We start from the raw sequence: 19,700 nt of genomic DNA on the forward strand, positions 1-19,700 counted from the left end.
AGTGTTCGGCGCCCCCACACACCTTGCGAGACCACGCGACCGTCCGGTTTCGGGAACAACACCCGGCCTTCCGAACGGCCGAAGTGGGCGCGTTCCGGACTCGGACGCAAGGGGGGGGCGAAAGGGGACGGTCGGGTTTGGAACGAGCCGCAGGATTAGCGGCCTGAACCTTCGGGCCGCAGGGCTTCCTGTCACGGCAAAGCATCCAGGTCTTAGCCTGCGGCTCGACCTGATGTTCTGTCGTTCCGACCGTCCGGACTCACCGCCTCGAAGGCCCCTTTGCCATCAGTCCGGACGACAGGCCCGGCGAACCTGTCCCGGCGTCACGCCCCTGCGGGCGCGGACCACGCGGGTCAGGTGGCTCTGGCTGGAGAACCCGCAGGCCGCCGCGACCTCGGCGATTGGCATCCCGGCCCGCAGATGCATCCGCGCGCGTTCAACCCGACGCCGGGTGACCCAGTCGTGCGGCGGGCAGCCCCGCACGCGGCGGAACATCCGATGAAAATGGAAACCGGACATATCGGCCAAGCCGGAGAGATCGTCGAGGGAGATCGGCTCGGAGAGATGGGCCTCGATGTACTCCTCGACCCGGCGCAGGATATGCGGAGCGAGCCCGCCGGAGATCCGCACGGGGCGGCCCGGCAACCGACCGATCAAGGTGGTGACGGCCGCGTCCGCTTGAAGCGTGTCGTCAGCGACGGCGGCCCGGGCCAGCGCAGCGAGTGGCTCGGCGACGCGCGGCATGTCGGTGAAGGTCTCGTCCGCAAGCATGAGCCGTCGCGCGTCGCAGTCGTGAATGGCCGAGAACGAGCCGCGCAAGCGGGTGTCGGACAGGTAGAGATGGACGAAGCGGAAGGGCGTCGTGATCTCCCAGTCGGAGCGGTGACCGGCCGGCATGACACAGACCGCTCCGGGCCAGCCGGCGACGCCGCCGGCATCCAGCCGTCGCGTGCCGGTGCCGTCGTTCAGGTACAGGCTGAAGGTATGATTGCCCGGCCGTTCATAGCGCACGCGGCCATGGTGGTTTTCCCAGATGACGACGCCGCACCCGCTCCCCAGCCCCAACCGGGCGGTGGCCCGCGCGCCGTCCGAGCGGCCGAGGATGTTTTCGACGGTCTGAGTCATGACGGTCCTCCACAGCCGGGCTTCCGCGCCGGGCGAGCCCACGCCCATGTATCATCGTCCACGCCTGACCGGGAGAGGGGGGCGCGCGTTTTCCGCAAGACCGTGCAAAACACGCCCTGGCTTCGGCGGTAGGGTTCACGCGATCGGATCGAACGGGCGCGCCCGCGCCGCCCCGCACGGAGATACCGCATGTTCACCCTTCGGACAGTCCTGGCCGCCGGCCTCACCATCGTGTTGTGGGCGTCGGCGTTTCCGGGCATCCGCGCCGCCTTGCAGGGCTATGACCCCGGCCACATGGTGTTGTTGCGATTCCTGGTGGCCTCGGCGGCGCTGGGTGTGTTTGCCGCCGCGACGCGCATGGCGCTGCCGCGTGCCCGCGATCTGCCAGGTATGCTCGGGCTGGGGTTGCTGGGCATCGGGGTCTATCAGGGCGCGCTGACGTTCGGCCAGCAGACCGTGGAGGCCGGACCGGCGGCCCTGATCGTCTCCCTGAGCCCGATGGTCATGGCCCTGCTGGCGACCGCCTTTCTGGGCGAGCGCCTGCGGCTTTGGGGCTGGCTGGGTTCGGGCCTGGGGGTCGTCGGCGTGGCCCTGATCGCGGTCGGCGACAGCGGGCCGGACGGCGTGGTCGATCCGGGGGTGGCCCTCGTGTTTTTCGCCATGGTCGCGACAGCCGTCTACTTCGTCTTTCAGAAACCATTCCTGCGCCGGTATTCGGCGCTTCAGATGACGGCCTGCGGCGTCTGGGCCGGCACCGCCGTCATGGCCCTTCTGTGGGCGCCCGGCCTGGTGGGCGCGGTGCGCGCCGCCCCCATCGAGGCCACCCTGGCGGTGGTCTACATGGGCGTCTTTCCAGGCATGATCGCCTACTTGAGTTGGGCCTACGCCCTGTCGCGCGCGCCCGCGTCCCTGGTCGGCTCTGCCATGTACCTGGTGCCGCCGGTCGCCACCCTGATCGCCGTGGTCTGGCCGGGCGAGGTGCCGTCGCCGCTGACCATCGCCGGCGGGCTGATCGCGCTTGCGGGCGTGGTGATCGTGCAGCGATGGGGCCGTTCTCGCTCGCCGGCCACGGGGTGAGCCGCCGCAGATCGGATCACGCCGACGGCGCGCCCACACCGGGTCGGTGCCGGCCATGTGGCGTCGCCGCCTCGGCGCCGACCCAATCCCGCAGGGCATCGAGAAGGCCAACCAGTCCGGTCGCCGTCACCAGCGCCCCGACCGCCGCCAGCAGGCCGCGCATCAGACGCGCGCGGCCGAACAGGCGCGCCGAGGCGGTGCCGAACGCCGCATAGGCCATGAAGCTGACCAGCGCCACGCCCACCAGCGGCAGGAACAGCGCGGCCAGATCGGCGGTCCCGACCGCACCCGGCTCCACGAACTGGGGAAACAGGGCGATGAAGAACAGCACCGCCTTGGGATTGAACACCGTGATCAGAACGCCGGTCAGGAACCGCCGCCGCCGCTCCGCCGCCACCGAGGGCACGCCGTCCGCCGTCAACCGGGTGCGCAGGGCGGTACGGACCAGACTGATGCCGATCACCATCAGCACCACCGCGCCCACGCCCTGGGTGACCACGAACACGCGCGGGTCGATGGCCGTGACCGTGCGTAACGCGATATAGGCGGCGCCGGCCTGAAGGACGGTGGCCGCGACATTGCCCAGCGCCGTCGGCAGCGTGCCGAGAATGCCGAAGCGCGCGCCGTGGGCGAACGCCAGCGCCATGCTGGGGCCGGGCAGGATGGCCACCGACAGGGCGGTGATCGTGTAGACGACAAGGGCGGTGGTGTCCATCGGGGCTCATCCCTGCTCATGAAGCCGGAAACGGGGTCCGGCGCCCCCGGATCGTCGCCCGTGTCGGGCGATCAACGGCGGCAGCACAAAATTCCCCTTCCATGATGGCGGGCAAACGGCGGGTTGTCACGCTGGCGGGAGGGGCCGCCCGCGGAGGGCAGAGGTCCCGTCAGGGCTCTGGTCTTTGCCGTGTTGGCCACCGTCCAATGGCAGACGCTCCAGGGCGTCCATGGCCTCGGCGCGGCGGGTAAACAGGCGCATGTCCAGCGGCGCGACATGGTCATCCAGGACGCGTTCGATCAGGCGAAACACCATCGGAAAGAACGGATCGTCCGTGACCACGAAGATCCGGCGCGGTCGGGCGCCATGATGCGTCAGAATGTCCGCGCTGGCCCGGATGCCGTCGATGGTGACCACGGGGCGCCAATCGGTTGTGTCGAACACCAGAGCCGAGGACCAGCCAAGGCCCCCCTGCCATCCGCTTCCTTCAGCAGGGTCGGAAACAGGTCCGGGGTGCTGTCGCCCCGCATGGTGATGATCAGACAGGGCAGCCCCGCACAGGTCCGCGCGGTTTCGGTGGTGATGGTGCCGGCGTTGGGTGTCGGTCTCATGCCTATCGGTCTCATGCCTGTCCCTCCCGCCGCGTCCCTGGTGGTCAGTCCGCCGATATCGACGAAGACGCGTGTCATCCCTCGACACACCGGCGCACCACGGCCGAGCAGGCCTTGATGCTGCCGCCGCCCCAGCCGGCGCGGTTGTCACTGTCCACGGCGGTGATGCGGCCGTCGTCATTGACCGTGACGTTAAACACGCAGGCCTTCTCTTGCGCGGCCGGATCCGGGCGCGGTGTTGCCAGCAGGGTGCCGTCCCCGGCCCGCACCTGGGCGGACGAGTACACTTCAATCCGGGCCGGCCTTTCCGGGTGGGTTCGCACCGCCATCGGTTCGCCGATGCACGACGCCAGCACGGCGGCGTCCTGGCCGATCAGGCTGTCCTTGGCGTTACGGACGGTCTGGACATGTGGCACGCCGCATCCGGCCAGCAGGAGGCCTGCGAGGGCAACGGCCGGCGCCATCTTCGAAAGGCGGGTCATGGTGGGGTCTCCTTGTCTGGGTTTGGATCAGGATGCGGGTTTGGGCAGCCGGCCGGTCATGCGCAGACCGTCGCGCATGTTCAGGCCGAGCAGGGCGATGTTGACGGCGCCGGCGATCAGTTCCACCGCCTGAACGGCGTAGAACGCGCCGTCGAAGTCCCCGACCCGGGCCTTGGCGGCCAGGAACAGGGCGGACGGCACCAGCACGATCAGGCCGTTGGCGGCGATCAGGGGCATGCGCTGACGCTTGACGCCGGCCAGGCCGCCCCGCCCTCCCTTGGCTAGGCGGATCCCGCTGCCGCCGGCCGCCGCCAGGGCGGGGATCAGCAGCAGGAACGCCCAGGGGATGGCGGTCTTGACCGCGACCACAGCGCCGGTCGGACCGAACAGCTCCGTTGTGACGGTCGAGACCCAGAACGTGAGGATCATCAGCAGCGCCAGCGCGCCGGCGATGGGATGGATGGCTTTGGGCATGGGTTCGCCTCCTTCGCGGTGTTGTGTATAGCGTGCTATATACCAGAAAAATAGCGAGCTATGCAATAGCTTTCTGTGCGGGGGCGATCAGCTTTTCCCTCGCCTGGGCGCCCGGATGCCGAACAGCAGGCTGTACAGCACCGGCACCACGCCCAGCGTCAACAGGGTGCCGACCAGCAGGCCGAAGGCGATGACGCTGGCCATGCCGTAGAACAGCGCGTCGCGGCCCAGGATCAGCGGCGCCAGCCCCAGGATGGTCGTGATCGTGGTCATCAGGATGGGGCGCAGCCGGCGCATCGAGGCCGTCACCAGGGCCTCGAACGGCTCCATTCCCGCCGCCCGGTCCAGATCGATCCGATCGATCAGCACGATGGCGTTGATGGTGATGATGCCGGACAGGGCGAACAGGCCCAGGATCGGCATGAAGCCGAAGTTGGCGCCGGTGACCAACAGCCCGGCGACGGCGCCGATCAGGATCAACGGGATGGTGGCCAGGATCAGAAGCGGGCGCCGGTAGGAATTGAACTGCGCCACCAGCAGGACGACGATGATGGCCAGACACAGCGGCGTGTTGGCGGCCAGGGCGGCGCTGGATTCGGCCGAATCCGCCACCACGCCGGAAAACGTGATGGCATGGCCCGGCGGCAGTTCGGCCCGCAGAGTATCCAAGGCCGGGGTCATCAGGGGCACCATGTCCTCGGCGGTCATGGCGATGTTGCGCGCCTCGACCGTCAGCGCGCGTTGCAGGTCCTGGCGGGCGATGCGGCCCCAGGCGCCCTCCATCCGCACCGTGGCGACCTGGGCCAGTGGCACGTTCGCCCCGCTCGCGGACGCGAACACCGGCACCGTCTCCAGGCGTTCCAGGTCGGCGCGGGTCGGCGCGTCGGCGCGCAGGACGATGGGGAAGGGGTCGTCGCCCTCCCGGAACGGCGTGGCGATGCGGCCCTCGACGGCATGGGCCACGGCGCGGGAGACATCGGCGGCGGTCACCCCGGCGCGCCGTGCCCGCGCCTGATCGACGTCGACCACCACCTTTGTGATACGGTTCTGCCAGTCGGTGGCGACATCACGCACGCCGGGGACGTCGCGAAAAGCGGTCTTGATCCGCTCCCCCGTCTCGAACAACACGGTTGCGTCGGGTCCGGTGACCTGGACCTCCAGCTTGCTGGAATCGCTGGGGCCGAGGAACATGCGCGTCACGCGCGCCTGGGCCTCGGGCGCGACCTCCCGGAACACCGCGCGCAGGTCGCGGGCCACCTGGTCCATGTGCGCCGCGTCGGCCACGTTGACCACCATGAAGGCGGCGTTGGGCGTCGGATCGATGGGGGTCAGCGACAGCACGAAGCGCGGTCCGCCCGAGCCCACATAGGCGGCATGGCTGTCGATGTTGGGCACCCGGCCGGGCTCGTTCAGGGCGGTGAAGACGCGGCGCAGGGTGGCGTCGGTCGCGCGGCTGGTCACGCCGGCCGGCAGGTCGATGGTCACCAGGATCTGGGTCCGGTCGCTGTCGGGGAAGAACTTCTTCGGCACCTGCCCCATGCTCATGACGGCGACCACCAGCAGCCCCAGCATGACCAGCAGGAACGCCACGCGGGCGCGCAACACCAGCCGCAACAGGCGTGCGTAGGCGCGCGACAGCACGGCGAAGGCCCGATCGGGCACGCTTGCCCGAGCGTCCTTGCCAGGCGGCGCGATCCTGATGAACCGGTGGCACAGCGCCGGGGTGACGGTCATGGCCAGCACCCAGGAGGTCAGCAGCGAGATCAGGATCACCTGAGAGATGGAGCGCGTATACTCCCCGGCCGTGTGCTCGGCCAGCATCAGCGGCAGGAACACCAGGATGGTGATCAGGGTGGAGACCAGCAACGGCAGCGCCAGCTCCTGCCCGCCCCGGCTGAGGGCCTCGTCCCGGCTGGCGCCCTCCTCCAGCCGGCGCTTGAAGTCCTCGGCGACGACAATGCCGTTGTCCACCAGCAGGCCCAGCGCGATGACCAGGGTCGCCAGGCTCATGCGTTGCAACGTCATGTCCAGCGCACTCATGACCGCCAGCGTGACCAGCATGACCGCCGGCACGATGGCCCCCACGATCAGACCGGTGCGCAGACCCAGGAACAGCACCACGACCGCCAGCACGATGCCCAGGGTCTGCGCCACGCTGGCGGTAACGCCGTAAACCGCATTGGCCACCTGATCGGCCTGGAAGGTCATGATCGCCAACTCGAAGCCGGCGGGCAGCGTGGTCTCCATTCCGGCCAGGGTCTCGCGCAGGGCATGGCCGGTATCCAGCACGCTTTCTCCGTTCTTCATGGAGATGGCCAGCACCACAGCCGGGCGGCCGTTGAAATAGGCCGGCCGGTCCGGCGGATCGACCGGGGCGCGGCGCACGGTCGCGATGTCGCGCAGCGGCATGACCCCGCGCCCGTCCGGCAGCGGAACCAGGACCTCACCCACGGCCGCGACGGTCTCGAACGCGCCGGTGGTCTCGACCAGGAAGCCGCGTGCCCCCACGTCCAGCACGCCGGCCGGGCCGAGGCCGTTGCGGGCGCGCAGCACGCCGGCAACATGGTCGGGGTCGATCCCCAGAGCCGCTAGCCGGGCCGGGTCGGTCTCGACGAAGATGCGTTCCGTCTGCACGCCCAACAGGTCGATGCGCTTGACGCCGGGCACGGCATAGAGGCGGTCGCGCACCTCCTCGGCCATGCCGAAGCGCGCGCCCCAGTCGTGGTCCTCGGCCATCAGGGCGGCGGTGACGATGGCCACGTCCCCGAAGTCGGTGTTGACGCGCGGCGCGTGGGTGCCCTCCGGCAGCGCGGGGCGGGCGGCGGACACCCGGCTGCGCAGGTCGTCCCAGATCTGGTCCAACTCGAAGATGGCGGGGTCCACCTCGGCGTGGATGATGGAGCGCCCGGGTAGGGTCAGCGACCGGATCTCGTCGATCTCCGGAATGCGGCGCACGGCCTCTTCCAGAGGACGGGTGATCAGCCGTTCCATGCGCTCGGTGGACAGGCCCGGATGCTCGGTGATGATGACCGAGGTGCGGATGGTGATCTTGGGGTCCTCGCGCGCCGGCAGGCTGACATAGCTCGCCGCGCCGAAGACCATGAGGGCGATCAGGATCATGCCGACCACGGGGCGGCGGTGGAAAGCGGCTTCGGTCAGGGTCATGCCGGCACCGCCTCAATTGTCGTAGCGGGCGGCGCCGACACCCAGCCGGGTGACAGGCTGGCCCGCGCGCAGGAAGGCGAGGCCGCGCGCCGCCACGATCTCGCCCGGGGCCAGGCCGGCGCGGACCACGGCCTGCGTGGCGGTGACCGGACCCAGGGTGATGGTGCGCCGTTCCAGCACGCCGTTTGCGTCCGCCGAGGAGTCGGCCGGTTTGAAAACAAATGCGACGGCCGTGCCATCCTCGCCGGGCAGGAACGCCGTGACGGGGATGGTCAGCGCCGGGGCGTCCGGCTCTGACGTCGGGGCGTCAGGCACCGGAACGGTGACGGCGGCGGTCATGCCGGTGCGCAGGGCGCCGGGTGGATCGTCCAGCCGCAGGGTCAACGGAAAGGTGCCGTCGCGGCCGGCATCGGTGCCGATCTCCGCCACAACGGCCGACAGCGCCGTCGCCGCCAGCGCCGGCAGGGTCACTTCCAGGCGCTGCCCCTGTGACAGATGCGCCACCAGCGTTTCAGGGACCGGAACGGCGACCTCCAGAGGGCCGCCCCGGCCCTGGATGTCGAACACGGTCTGACCGGCCGCCACCTGTTGGGCCGGTTCCACCGCGCGCGCGGCCACACTGCCGGCATAGGGCGCGCGCAAGACGGCGTCATCCAGCGCCTCCTCGGCCAGCGCAAGCCGGGCACGGGCGCTGTCCAGGCGGCTTCGCGCCGACTCCACGGCCGCCTTGGCCGTATCGTATGCGGCACCGGAGGCCCATCCGTCGCCGTGCAACCGGGCCTGGCGGGAGAATTGCCGCGCGGCCTCCCGGACGGCAGCATCGGCCTCCGCCACCGCGCTGGCTGCGGCGTCACGCGACAGGCTCAGGGTCCTGGTCTCAAGTCGGGCCAGAACCGCGCCGGAGTCGACGCGGTCCCCGACGTCGACCAGGACGGCCTCGACACGGCCGCCGACCTCGAACGCCAGCGCGGCATGGCGCGCCGGGCGCACCAGCCCCGGCAGGACGCGGCGTTGCGTGACCTCGGCCGTGGTGACCTCGGCCCAGGCGATGGGACGGGGCGGCGGGGTCGGCAGCGAGGCAGCCTCCTTGCAGCCGGCCAGCCCGAGCCCGCATACGGCGGCAAGACCCAGGGCGAAACACAGGCGGCGGACCGCGTTCGGGGGATGGGTTGGCATGAGTTGGTGGACCCCAATGAAAGGACACAAATATAGCGAGCTATGCGTACGAAGCCACATCATGGAGTGGATGGGTTCGCCAAAGCCATTGCTTAGCACAGAATAGCGTGCTATGCAATAGGTCCGCAAACCGGATTCGCGCCGGATTCTGCAACAGCATGAGATTGAACCAGGCCGCCCATGACCTTCAGCAAGACCACCTCCGCCGGCTATCTCGCCAACCACATGGCGCGGCTGTTCGCCCACGGCCTTCACCGGCGCATTCAGCCGCTCGGGCTGGCCCCGGCGCAGTTCATGACGCTGCTGGAACTGTGGGGCGAGGACGGCCTGACCCAGAAGCAACTGGTCGAGCGCCTGGACGTCGAGCAGGCCACCATGGCCAACACCCTGCGCCGCATGGAGCGTGATGGCCTGATCACCCGGTGCCCGCACCCTGACGACGGCAGGGCGCACCAGACGTGGCTGACGCCGACCGCGCGGGATTTGCGCGCGGCTGCCACCGCCGCCGCCGAGGCCCAGAACGACCACGCCCTGTCCGATTTATCAGACGAGGAGAGGACCGTTTTCCTGGACCTGATGCGCCGCGTCGTGCGCACCATGAAGGACAGCGAGGACGGGTAGGCTCGCCACCCGTTGTCTTCGGGCGGCAAAAGCCGGACCCGGCTACCAGTGGATTTCGCCGTCTTCATTGGCGAACGTCCCGGTGGGGCCGTCGTCGCCCAACAGAGCGAAATCGACCACGACGGCCGCCCCCTGTTCGGGCTGACGCGTGCCGGCGAAGTTGGTCGCCTCGGTTGCCGTGTAGCCGGGGCAGATGGCATTGACCTTGATGCCCTGGCCCTTCAGGTCCCGGGCATAGGCAACGGTGAGCGCGTTGACGGCCGCCTTCGAGGCGGCGTAGGTCGGCAGCCGAAACTCGAAATACGGCCACGTGGGGTCGTGACGCCGGGCAAACGAGGCCAGCTCCGAGGACAGGTTGACGATCCGGCCCCGCCCGGACTTGGCCAGCAGCGGCGCCATCGCCTCGGTCATGCGGATCAGTCCCAGCACGTTGACGTCCAGGGCACCTCGCATCCGCTCGACCGGCGAGAGGTCGGGAACGAAATCCAGCGAGATCCCGGCGTTATTGACGAGGATGTCCAGGACCCCGAAATCGCGCTCGATCCTCTCCGCCAGGGCCGCGACGCTGTCCTGGTCCGTAATGTCCAGGGGAACCGGCGTCACGCTCAAACCCTCGGCGACAAGAGGGGTGCCCGCAGCCTCGCCCCGCGCCACGTCGCGGCTGCCGAGCAGCACGTGAACCCCCTTGCGGGCCAATGCGGTGACGATGGCCAGGCCGATTCCCCGGTTGGCCCCGCTGACCAGGGCAAGTCTCTTTTCTTGGTCCATTGCCAAAGTTGTCCTTTCTCCAAAGTTCGTTCTCAACGCAGCCCTCGACGCCGTCCGACCGCCTCGGCTGTCCAGGATGACGGTGAAGGCTTTGTCAAGCCGGAAACCAACCCGCTGATGACCAACAGTCTGGCGCCACCCCCCCCTGTGCGGGTCTAAGATTCGGCGCAGAATGACCGCTGAAGCCGAGTCTCCGCCGCGCCAACGCGGGGTGAAGCGGCCGAGCCGGCTCACATGCGGCCGCACATGTTACGCCGTCCCCGCTCCGTCCTCGAAGTCCGGGACGGAGACTGTAAGCGCCGCCGCCACGCCGAGCGCCATTGATCCTGCGGCAAGCACAACCAGCCAGCTTTCCGGTCGGACGGCTCCACAAAAAACGATCAGGCCGAACACGGGCAGACTCAGGAGGTGCGCGCCGCGAAATCCCGGGCTGAGGATCTGCGTTCCACCATCCTTCGGCAGAGGGTCGTCGCGAACCATGACGGTCTGCGCCCGTGACCACGCCCGTCGTGTGCGAACACGACCCAAAGTCGTGGCTTCGACGCCCTGGATCAGAAAAAGCCCGGCCATGCCGACGATCCACGGATGGTCCGGAACCTGGTAGCCCGCCACCATGATCAACCCCGTCCCCGTTGCGGCGATCAGACCCGCGCCGGGCAAAGTGAGGACCGTATTGAACTGAAGGGCATACCGCAGGGCTTCGGTCAGCCGGCTCGCGTCCATGGCCGCGAGAGCCTGGCGTTGCACCACGAACGTCGCCAGCAGGCCGGCGCCGAACAGAATGACGCCGACGAGATGCCCGAACTTCAGCAGTGTGAAAAGGTCCATGATCTCTCTCCCGCGTCCGCTATGGGGTTTCGGCGCGACGCCGCGACGGCCGCATCCGGTCCAGCCGGCCGTCCCGCAAGACGAGGTGGTGATAGAGGGCCGCAGCCACGTGTACGCCCACCAGGACCAGGATCAGCATGGCTCCCAAGCCGTGCGGCCGGCGCGGTCGGATCTGCTCGAAGTCCGGCAACGCGCCGGCCGCCCCGCCGAACAGTTGGGCCAGAGCGCCGGATTGGATCATCATGCCGATCCCGCTGGCCAGCATGACCAAGGGCAGCAGGACCAGCAGGCCATGCACGATGGTGGCCGCGATCCGTTTCAAGCCACCGTCTTGCCTCGCGGGCTTGCTGTCGAACGCCCACCACCAGACGAGTCGGACAATCGTCATGACACCAGCTAGTCCGCCCGCGAGGACATGGACTTGCAGGGCGCCGTGACCGCCGGGGCCGGCGACATCGGCGGCGAACCCTGAGGCCAGCGCAACGACGATAAGGGCGGCGATCGACCAGTGCAGGGCGACAGCGACGGATCCGTAGGCCTCTTTGGTACTCAACATGGTCATTTTCCTTTCGATTGGACGAAGGAAGACGGGTCGGGACCGGTCGGACGGCCGTTCGCGTGGTCGCCCGGCCTCCACCGCATGCGAATAGCGCGCTATATACATAAAAATAGCGCGCTATGCAATAGAGGTCAGTTGTCTTTTTTGCTGACCGATCCCTTGGGTCAGAGGTCTTGTTCCGAGCCCATAGGGAACGCCAAGGCGCCTTGGCAATGCAGCCGGGCCGTGTCGAACAGCGCCAGGTCGGGTCGACCACCGGGCCGAGGCAATGGTGGGATTTCCGGAAAGACCTTGCGCACTGCTTGCGTCATCGGCCCGGATCTCCAGACCTCGGGTCCGGCCGAACCGTTGGCCGTCCGTTGTGCCGCGAGATGCGGCTCAGCCCGATGTCGCGCAGGAGCCAGTCGCTCAATCCGGCCGTTTGTCGCCGAGAACGCGCGCGCCGCATCCGACCGCGCAACGCATAAAGGGGTGCGAAACGACGATTCCCCCTCTCCTGCGGTGGTGGCGCGGACGATGCCATCCGTGTCGCCTCCAGCAGGGCGCGTCCCAGGATGTTCAGCATGGTGTCCGCCTCCGGGCCGCCCGCAGCGCGGCGCCGATCAGGCCGTACAGACTGGCGGCCACGATCACGAACGCCACCATCTCGTGCACCGCGACGGTCTGACCCAGAACGACCACGGCCAGGATCATCGTCACCGCCGGCCACGGTGTGGTGATCGAGCTGGCCAGGGAAACGTCGATCGAGCGCACGGCGTGGAACCAGACGATGAGTTCGACGGTGTAAACCGCCCCCATCAGCAGCGCCCAGGCCTGGACGTCCCAGCGACCCAACCCCTCAAACAGCGCGCCGGGATCGACCGCCAGCGCCACGGCCAGCAGAACGGCGGTCGAGACCGTGACCCGAAAGAAGGTGACCTGGACCGGGGTGATCGGGGTTCGTCCCAGTTCCTCCTTGATGATGACGTGGGCCACGCTCCACAGGAGCGGCACGCCCAGCGCGACCAGGAACCAGGGCGAAAACCCGCTGATCCGCCAGGTGCCGCCCGTCCCCAGGTAGTAGAGCCCGACCATCAGCCCCGCCGTCAGCGCCAGTTCCAGGGGCGTTTTGGCGCGCTTCAGGAACAGCGCCTCCCACAGCATGGCGAACAGCGGATAGGCCTGGATGGCGATGGCGGTGCTGACCGGCCCGGCCTTCTCCACGCCCAGGACATACAGATAGGTCGAGGCCCCGAACATGCTCCCGGTCAGCAGGCCGACCCCGATCAGGCGGCGGCGGTCGCGGGCCTTTAGGCCGGCGGCGAAAATGCCCCGGTCCGGCCCGCGCAACTGGCCGACAAACAGGGGCAATGTGACCACCACCTGCCAGACCGACAGGAAGAGCGAGAACCCCAGGGCGCTGCCGTCGGCCGGGCGGCTGTCGGCGATCACCGGCATGACCCCAAGAATGACCAGGCAGACCAGCGCCAGCGTGACGCCGGTTGCCGGGTCCGGCGCGGCGCCGGAGGGGGGTGAGGGTGTTGTGGTTCGGCTCATGACAGGGCCTCTCGTCAGTGGTAGCATGATGGATGCATTGACGAGTGACCCGAGAAATGTACTGATGCAAGGGAAACATTGCACTCATGGCAATTTGGGTCCCCGACCTCACCGGGCGGCGTGGGCCAGCCTATCTGGCCATCGTGGAGGCCCTGGCCGAGGACATCGCCGCCGGCGCGCTGGCCCCGGGGGCGCGCCTGCCGCCCCATCGCGAGCTGGCCCATGCCCTCGGCCTGTCGCCCAACACGACCAGCCGCGCTTATGCCGAGGCGGTGGCGCGGGCGTTGGTTCGGGGCGAAGTTGGGCGCGGCACCTTCGTGCGAGCGCCCGGCGGCCCGGCCGAAGCGGCGTCCGCCGCCGACCTGCGCCGCGCGGCGAGCGGCCCGATTGACCTGTCACGCAATCTGCCCAATCGGGGTGCGGCGGGGGAGCATTTGGGGCGCACGCTGGAGTGGCTGGGCCACGACGGGGGGCGTAACGGGGATCTGCAAGGCCTGCTTGACTACCACGACGCGGCCGAGCCGGACCGCGCCGCCGCCGTCGCCCTGGCCTGGCTGGCACGGCTCGGCGTGCCGGCGAGTGCCGACGAGGCGGTGGTGACGGTCGGCGCCCAGCACGCGTTGTTCGCCAGCCTGCTGGCCCTGACCCGGCCGGGCGATCTGATCCTGACCGAGGCCCTGACCTATGCTCCGCTGAAGGCGATGGCGGCGCGCCTGGGCCTGACCGTGCGTGGCCTGCCCCTGGACGCGGACGGACTGCGTCCGGAGGCGCTGGAGGCGCTTTGCGCCGATCATGCGCCGCGCCTGGCCTACCTGACGCCGACCCTGCAGACGCCGACCGCCGCCATCATGCCGGAGTCGCGTCGGCGCGCGCTGGTCGAGGTCGCCGGCCGCCATGATCTGCTGCTGATCGAGGATGATGTGTTCGGCCCGCTGGTGCTGGACGCGCCGCCGCCGCTGGCCCGCCTCGCGCCGGATCGGGTGGTGTATCTCTCCAGCACGTCCAAGGTGCTGGCGCCGGGCCTCCGGGTCGGCGTCGCGCGCGCCCCGGCCCCGCTGGCGGCCGCGCTGCGCGGGGCGGTCACGCTGTCGTGCTGGATGGCCCCGCCGCTGATGGCCGAGATCGCCGGGCGCTGGATCGCCGACGGCACGGCCACCCGCCTGACCGAGGCGCAACGCGCCGTCGCGCGGCGCCGTCAGGCGCTGGCCGCACACGCCTTCGACGGGCTGGAGATCCGCGCTCATCCCTGCGGGCTGCATCTGTGGCTGCCCTTGCCGACCGGCTGGACGGCGGATGCCCTGCGGGCGGAGGCGGCGACGCAGGGCGTCCGCGTCACCGAGGCGGCGGCCTTCGCGGTTGATCCCGCCGCCGCGCCCGAGGCCGTGCGTCTGTGCCTGAGCCACGAGCCGGACGAGGACCGGTTGAGCCGGGGCCTGGACACCATCCGCCGGATCCTGGACGGCCCGCCGGGGCGCACCGGACCCCTGGTGATGTGACCATTGAGCGCGCATGCCGTCCAGGCCGGCGCCAAGGCGGATCCGACGCCAGGGATGCTGGAGGTCGGTCAGCGCCTGGGGTAGACCCACCTTTTGCCAAGACAATCAGCGAGCAGGCTACGCCGATCAGCGTTGACTGCAGCACCGGTTCACCGCTTGAGTCATTCAGAGAACGTCCGGTTTCGGGAGCGAGGCCGGTCCTTCTGAACGACCGACTTGGGCGCGAAGCGGACCCGAACAGGCCGATCCATGACACCATAGACCACAGACGCCGGCAACTCCCTTCGGTTGAGATGGTGTGCGTTTTCGGTTGGCGCGTGGGCGCCCATGATCGCCCCCTCGGCGGTGCGGGGGCGCGCGGCTCGACGCGGGGCGCTCTGTGCCGTTTGTGTCTCCGTGGTGAAAACCCTCCCCCACCGCCCGGACAGAGCCACCACGGAGGCACAGAGAACACAGAGCGTTGGTCACCCGGCCGAACCGCGAGTGCATTGGTCCAGACAAAAGATGCGGCGAGCCTCATGTGTCTGGATCAATGCACGAGAACCATTCGGTTGTGCAGCGCCGGCAAGGCCGTGGGACCGGGATCGCCCGCCCTGAGAAGGCCCCCAAGCGCGCTTCACGGCCGATCCGGTTTCGGATTAGGGTGAGGCCGGGTGACCGGTCCGCCCGGCGCGCCCTGTCCTGGCCCCACCGCCCCGCCCCCCTGGAGACACCGATGCCGCGCTGGAAGCACCACGGAGGCGACTCCTGCCACCCCAATCATGGGCGGGGCGGCCCCTGGGGGCGCGGCCCCATGCGCGGTGGTCCCATGCGTGGGGACGGCAGCGACCGCGGCATCTGGGGCAAGCTGGCGGGCGGCGGCGTCGGCATGATGCTCGGCGGCCCGCTGGGCGCGCTCATCGGGGTGGCGGCCGGTCATCAGGTGGACCGGGCCGGCGGCCTCGCCCCGGTCTGGGCGCGCGTGCGCGCCGCCCTTGCGCGGGTTCTGGGGCCGCTGTTCGGCGCGCCTGACGACCCCACCGACGGCGCGACCGAGACCGCCGAAACGGCCCGGCGGCGGTTCGAGGAGGGGGTCGCCACCAAGACCTTCGGCACCGATCCCCGGCAACAGGCGTTCGCGGTGGGCGTCATCGTCCTGGGCGCCAAGATGGCCAAGGCCGACGGCCGCGTCACCCGCGACGAGGTGGCGGCCTTCAAGCGCATCTTCCACATCCCGCCGGAGGACATGGCGGCGGTCGGCGCCATCTTCGACGAGGCCAAGCGCTCGGCCGACGGCTACGCGCCGTATGCCAGCCAGATCGCCGACCTGTTCGCCGACAGCCCGCAAGTGCTGGAGGAACTGCTCGGCGCGCTGTACCACATCGCCCGCGCCGACGGCGTGGTGCATCCGGAGGAACTCCGCATCCTGCACGACGTCGCCCGCCTGTTCGGCCTGCCGGCGGACGCCGTCAACCGCCTGCGCGCCCAGTTCGAACGCGCCCCCAGCGAATCGGAGCCCGATCCCTATCAGGTGCTCGGCGTGGCGCCGGACGCCAGCGACGACGCGGTGCGTGCCGCCTGGCGCCGGTTGTCGCGCGAGCACCATCCGGACGCCCTGATGGCCAAGGGGATGCCGCGGGAATTCGTGGCCCAGGCGACCGAGACCATGGCCACCATCAACCACGCCTACGACCGCATTCGCGAGCGGCGCGGACTGCGGTAGGGGACCAGCCCGGCGCCGAGGCGTCGAAATGGGACCAGCCCCAGTTTTGGTTGCGGCGCCTCGGTTCTCGGTCGCGAGAATTTGTAATAATCCCGAAAGACTCGGTGTTTTGGTCTTGGCGTGGTAAGACACCATACGCACTTGACGGGTGTGCGGTCTCGTTCGAGGGGCCAGGACACGGAGGGGGGCTTGGCATGATGGTGGGTCCGAATGATGTAAGGCGCGGCAGGTGACCAAGGCCATGACGGACAATCCCGGGGCTGACCAGCCAAGGCACGAGGGGGGACCGACGCTGGACCTGTCCGCCTGCGAGACAGAGCAGATCCATCTGCTGGGCCATATCCAGCCGCACGGATGCCTGCTGGCCCTCGACGAGGCCACGGGGCGCATCACCCACGTCAGCGCGAACATCGGCGCGGTTCTGAACCGGGAGCCCGACGCCATCCTCGGCCGCACCCTGCCGGAGGCGCTCGACGCCGCGCTGGCCGACCGGCTCGCCCCCCTGGTCGAGGCGACGGGCGAGCAGACGCCCCCGGCCACGCCCCTTCCCCTTGGCGATCACGACGGCCCGCGCGGGCCGTGCGCGGCCACCGCCCACCGCCACGGTGGCCGGGTCTTCATCGAGATCGAGCCGCTATCCGACACCGAGACCCCGGCCTCGTCGGTGGCCGTGGCCATGCCGGTCCAGACCGACGCCGGCGCCAGCGGCATGTTGCACGCCCTGGCGGACCGGACCGTGCGGTTGCTGGCCGAGGAGACGGGCTACGACCGGGTGATGGTCTACATGTTCCACCCCGACTGGAGCGGGGAGGTCATCGCCGAGGCGCGTCAACCGGACATGATCCCCTATCTGGGGCTGCGCTATCCGGCCACCGACATTCCGCCCCAGGCCCGGCATCTGTACACCATCAACCTGTTGCGGGTGATCGCCGACGTCGACGCGGCGCCGGTCCCCATTCTGGCCGCGCCCGGCATCGGACCCGAGGGCGCGGAGCCGCCCGACCTCAGCCAGTCCGTCCTGCGCAGCGTCTCGCCGTATCACATCGAATACCTGCGCAACATGGAGGTGGCCGCCACGCTGACCGCCTCCATTATCGTCGACGGCGTGCTGTGGGGCATGATCGCCTGCCACCATCGCATCCCCCGCCTGGCCCCGCCGGCGGTCCGCGACCTTGTCACCCGGCGCACCCTTGAACTGGCGCGGCACATCGAGGCCGAGCAACGCCGCGAGGCGATCCGACGCGCCAAGGCCCTGGACCTCGCGATCGGCCGTCTTGAACGGCGGCTCGCGTCGGGCGCGGATCCGGTGTCGACGCTGCTGTTCGGCGGTCATCGCCTCGCCGATGACCTGGAGGCCCAGGGCGCCCTGGTGTTCGCCGACGGCGTCATGGCCCTGACCGGCCGGTGTCCGCCCCCGGCGGTCATCCACCGCGTGCTGGAGCGGGCCGCCGCCCAGGCCGATCCCGTGTTCACCACCGAGGCCCTTGGCGACCTGGGCGGCGACAGCCCCGGCGGCGTGGCCCAGGCCGCCGCCGGCTGTGCGGTCCTGGTCTTGTCGCGCGACCCGCTGGCGGCCATCGCCGTGTTCCGTCCGTCGGAGGCGCGCGACGTCTTCTGGGCCGGCGACCCCGCCAAACCGGCGATCCAGGAGGCGGACACCGGGCACATCAGCCCGCGCACCTCGTTCGCCGCCTGGAAGGAAATCGTGCGCGACCGCTCCCGGCCGTGGGAGCCGTGGAGCCGGGCCTTTCTCCTCCGCACCGGCGACACCTTGCGCCGCCACCTGGAGGCGGGCGGCGTGTCCGCGTCGCTGCGGCACGCCGTGCGGGCGCTGGCCCTGCAGTTCGCCGATATCCAGGCGCAGCCGGGCGGCCCCCTCGAAAGCCCGGAGCAGGGCACGGTGCTGACCCTGCGCGAGCCGGGGCGAGACCTGCGGGCCATCGGCGCCAACCAGACGTTTCTCGACCTGTTCGATGTCGAGCACGGGGTGATCGAGGATCGAGACCTTGGCTCCCTGGCGCAACGGTTGGGATTGCCGAATGACCTGCACGACCGCGCCTTGGCCGCGCCCTTCACCAGCGAATGCTGGTCCCGCTCCATGGGCCGGCGCACGGTCGAGATCACGGCGCGGACCGTCCTGGCCGTGCACGACACCGGCGCGACGTACGAATGGGATATGCTCGTGTTCCGCGACGTGACCGCCTTCCACCGTACCACGGCCGCCCTGACGGCGGCGCGCGACGAGGCGGAGACAGCCTCGCGGCAGAAAAGCGAGTTCCTGGCCAATGTCAGCCACGAACTCAAAACGCCGCTCAATGCCATCATCGGCTTTTCCGAGCTGATCCGGTCGGGCCGGATCGGGCCGACCTCCGATCGGGTGATCGACTACGCCCGCATCATCGGCGATGCCGGCAACCATTTGTTGGCGATCATCAACGATCTGCTCGACCTGTCACATATCGAGTCCGGACGCCTGAAGCTGGAACACGAACCGGTCGAGATTGTCGCCCTGACCGCCGAATGCAGCGCCTGGATGCAGTCGCAGCCGCGCGGCGACTGCATCACCTGGACCCAGGCGCTGGCCGATGGTCCGATCCTCGTGAGAGGGGATCGCGCGGCCCTGCGGCGGGTGGTGCTCAACCTGCTCACCAACGCCCTCAAGTTCACTCCGGACGGCGGAATCGTCGGCGTCGCCGTCGAGCGGCAGCCCGAGGGCGGCGTCGTGGTGACAGTGCATGACACGGGCATCGGCATTCCGGCCGACGAACTGGAGGCCATCTTCCAGCCGTTCCAGCGCGGCCAGAGCGCGCAGGTCAAGCGCCATGACGGCGTCGGCCTTGGCTTGGCCATGGTGAAGGCCCTGGCGGAAGCCCACGGCGGCCGCGTGTCCGTCACCAGCCAGGTCGGCACCGGCAGCACCTTCCGGATCCACCTGCCGCGCGACCGCGTTCTCGCCGACGAGGACGACGCGCGGCCGGCGTGATCCCGGCCTCCGGACCCAACGCCCCGGCGCCGCCCCACAACCCATGTGAACGTGTCCGGTCCCGTTCATGAGAACGACCAAGCGCGGCGGACGTTGCGTCGGGGGCTCGAACGCCCGCGCACACCCTGCGCGGAAAGAGCACACCCAAACACACCCAAATACACCGGCGGGATAAGGACAGGGCCGGGTTCGCCTGGTTGTGATCGCGGCGACAGCCACCGACGGGTACGCGGCTGGAGACGGGACGGAACCCGAAGCCGGGCCCGCGCGTTTCCGACAGGCCAGAAAAGCAGGCCTTTGCTCTCCAGTCTCTTGGACTTAGAAGGTCTCCATGGAAATGCACAGAACGGGTTTCGTTGAGCTGGCGCATGGCTCGGCTCTC

General features: G+C 69.6%; 17 protein-coding genes. 5 read left to right on the top strand and 12 right to left on the bottom strand.

Going from position 1 to position 19,700, the window contains the following annotated elements; genetic code table 11:
• Window positions 1–285: 285 nt before the first annotated feature.
• Entirely contained in the window at window positions 286–1,125 is an 840-nt protein-coding gene (locus Q0309_RS08770; RefSeq protein WP_299439633.1) for an AraC family transcriptional regulator, read from the bottom strand.
• Window positions 1,126–1,314: 189 nt separating this feature from the next.
• On the opposite strand from Q0309_RS08770, the gene Q0309_RS08775 reads away from it, so the two are divergent.
• Window positions 1,315–2,202: a DMT family transporter gene (locus Q0309_RS08775; protein WP_299439635.1), complete on the top strand. Its 888-nt coding sequence runs from the start codon at window positions 1,315–1,317 to the stop codon at window positions 2,200–2,202.
• A 16-nt stretch (window positions 2,203–2,218) separates the two neighbouring features.
• Here Q0309_RS08775 and Q0309_RS08780 read toward each other — a convergent pair whose 3' ends face one another.
• The 6 genes from Q0309_RS08780 to Q0309_RS08805 all read right to left on the bottom strand — a co-directional run bounded on the left by Q0309_RS08780 (window position 2,219) and on the right by Q0309_RS08805 (window position 8,825).
• Window positions 2,219–2,917 carry a LysE family translocator gene (locus Q0309_RS08780; protein ID WP_299439637.1) on the bottom strand — a complete coding sequence of 233 codons (699 nt, stop codon included), beginning with the start codon at window positions 2,915–2,917 and terminating at the stop codon, window positions 2,219–2,221.
• Window positions 2,918–3,043: 126 nt separating this feature from the next.
• Window positions 3,044–3,361 (bottom strand): hypothetical protein, encoded by a 318-nt coding sequence (locus tag Q0309_RS08785; protein WP_299439639.1) that lies wholly within the window; start codon window positions 3,359–3,361, stop codon window positions 3,044–3,046.
• 241 nt (window positions 3,362–3,602) lie between these two features.
• Entirely contained in the window at window positions 3,603–4,010 is a 408-nt protein-coding gene (locus tag Q0309_RS08790; protein ID WP_299439641.1) for a hypothetical protein, read from the bottom strand.
• A 27-nt stretch (window positions 4,011–4,037) separates the two neighbouring features.
• Window positions 4,038–4,484 (bottom strand): hypothetical protein, encoded by a 447-nt coding sequence (locus tag Q0309_RS08795; protein WP_299439643.1) that lies wholly within the window; start codon window positions 4,482–4,484, stop codon window positions 4,038–4,040.
• A gap of 87 nt (window positions 4,485–4,571) precedes the next feature.
• Complete coding sequence (locus Q0309_RS08800) at window positions 4,572–7,649, bottom strand: efflux RND transporter permease subunit (protein WP_299439645.1); 3,078 nt, start codon at window positions 7,647–7,649, stop codon at window positions 4,572–4,574.
• A gap of 12 nt (window positions 7,650–7,661) precedes the next feature.
• Window positions 7,662–8,825 (bottom strand): efflux RND transporter periplasmic adaptor subunit, encoded by a 1,164-nt coding sequence (locus tag Q0309_RS08805; protein WP_299439647.1) that lies wholly within the window; start codon window positions 8,823–8,825, stop codon window positions 7,662–7,664.
• A gap of 180 nt (window positions 8,826–9,005) precedes the next feature.
• On the opposite strand from Q0309_RS08805, the gene Q0309_RS08810 reads away from it, so the two are divergent.
• Entirely contained in the window at window positions 9,006–9,446 is a 441-nt protein-coding gene (locus Q0309_RS08810; protein ID WP_299439649.1) for a MarR family winged helix-turn-helix transcriptional regulator, read from the top strand.
• A 42-nt stretch (window positions 9,447–9,488) separates the two neighbouring features.
• On the opposite strand, the gene Q0309_RS08815 is transcribed toward Q0309_RS08810, so the two are convergent.
• The 5 genes from Q0309_RS08815 to Q0309_RS08830 form a co-directional block, all read right to left on the bottom strand.
• Window positions 9,489–10,214, bottom strand: coding sequence for an SDR family oxidoreductase (locus tag Q0309_RS08815; protein WP_299439651.1), 726 nt, complete (start codon window positions 10,212–10,214; stop codon window positions 9,489–9,491).
• 249 nt (window positions 10,215–10,463) lie between these two features.
• Window positions 10,464–11,042, bottom strand: a complete 579-nt coding sequence (locus tag Q0309_RS08820) for a DUF2269 family protein (RefSeq protein ID WP_299439653.1) — start codon at window positions 11,040–11,042, stop codon at window positions 10,464–10,466.
• 19 nt (window positions 11,043–11,061) lie between these two features.
• The gene (locus tag Q0309_RS08825; RefSeq protein ID WP_299439655.1) at window positions 11,062–11,598 is read right to left on the bottom strand and encodes a cytochrome b/b6 domain-containing protein; all 537 of its coding nucleotides are present in this window, start codon (window positions 11,596–11,598) and stop codon (window positions 11,062–11,064) included.
• Window positions 11,599–11,908: 310 nt separating this feature from the next.
• Window positions 11,909–12,166 (bottom strand): DUF1127 domain-containing protein, encoded by a 258-nt coding sequence (locus tag Q0309_RS18615; RefSeq protein WP_366940581.1) that lies wholly within the window; start codon window positions 12,164–12,166, stop codon window positions 11,909–11,911.
• A complete protein-coding gene (locus tag Q0309_RS08830; protein WP_299439657.1) occupies window positions 12,160–13,137 on the bottom strand; it encodes a DMT family transporter in 978 nt (325 codons plus the stop codon). The genes Q0309_RS18615 and Q0309_RS08830 overlap by 7 nt, the downstream gene beginning before the upstream one ends.
• An 86-nt stretch (window positions 13,138–13,223) precedes the next feature.
• Between Q0309_RS08830 and Q0309_RS08835 the strand changes: the two genes are divergently transcribed.
• The 3 genes from Q0309_RS08835 to Q0309_RS08845 all read left to right on the top strand — a co-directional run bounded on the left by Q0309_RS08835 (window position 13,224) and on the right by Q0309_RS08845 (window position 19,318).
• A complete protein-coding gene (locus Q0309_RS08835; protein WP_299439659.1) occupies window positions 13,224–14,633 on the top strand; it encodes a PLP-dependent aminotransferase family protein in 1,410 nt (469 codons plus the stop codon).
• Window positions 14,634–15,348: 715 nt separating this feature from the next.
• Window positions 15,349–16,335, top strand: coding sequence for a TerB family tellurite resistance protein (locus tag Q0309_RS08840; RefSeq protein ID WP_299439661.1), 987 nt, complete (start codon window positions 15,349–15,351; stop codon window positions 16,333–16,335).
• Between the two features lie 241 nt (window positions 16,336–16,576).
• Entirely contained in the window at window positions 16,577–19,318 is a 2,742-nt protein-coding gene (locus tag Q0309_RS08845; RefSeq protein WP_299439677.1) for an ATP-binding protein, read from the top strand.
• Window positions 19,319–19,700: the final 382 nt, after the last annotated feature.

The sequence above is a fragment of the uncultured Rhodospira sp. genome, from assembly GCF_937138205.1.
Classification (GTDB): domain Bacteria; phylum Pseudomonadota; class Alphaproteobacteria; order Rhodospirillales; family Rhodospirillaceae; genus Rhodospira.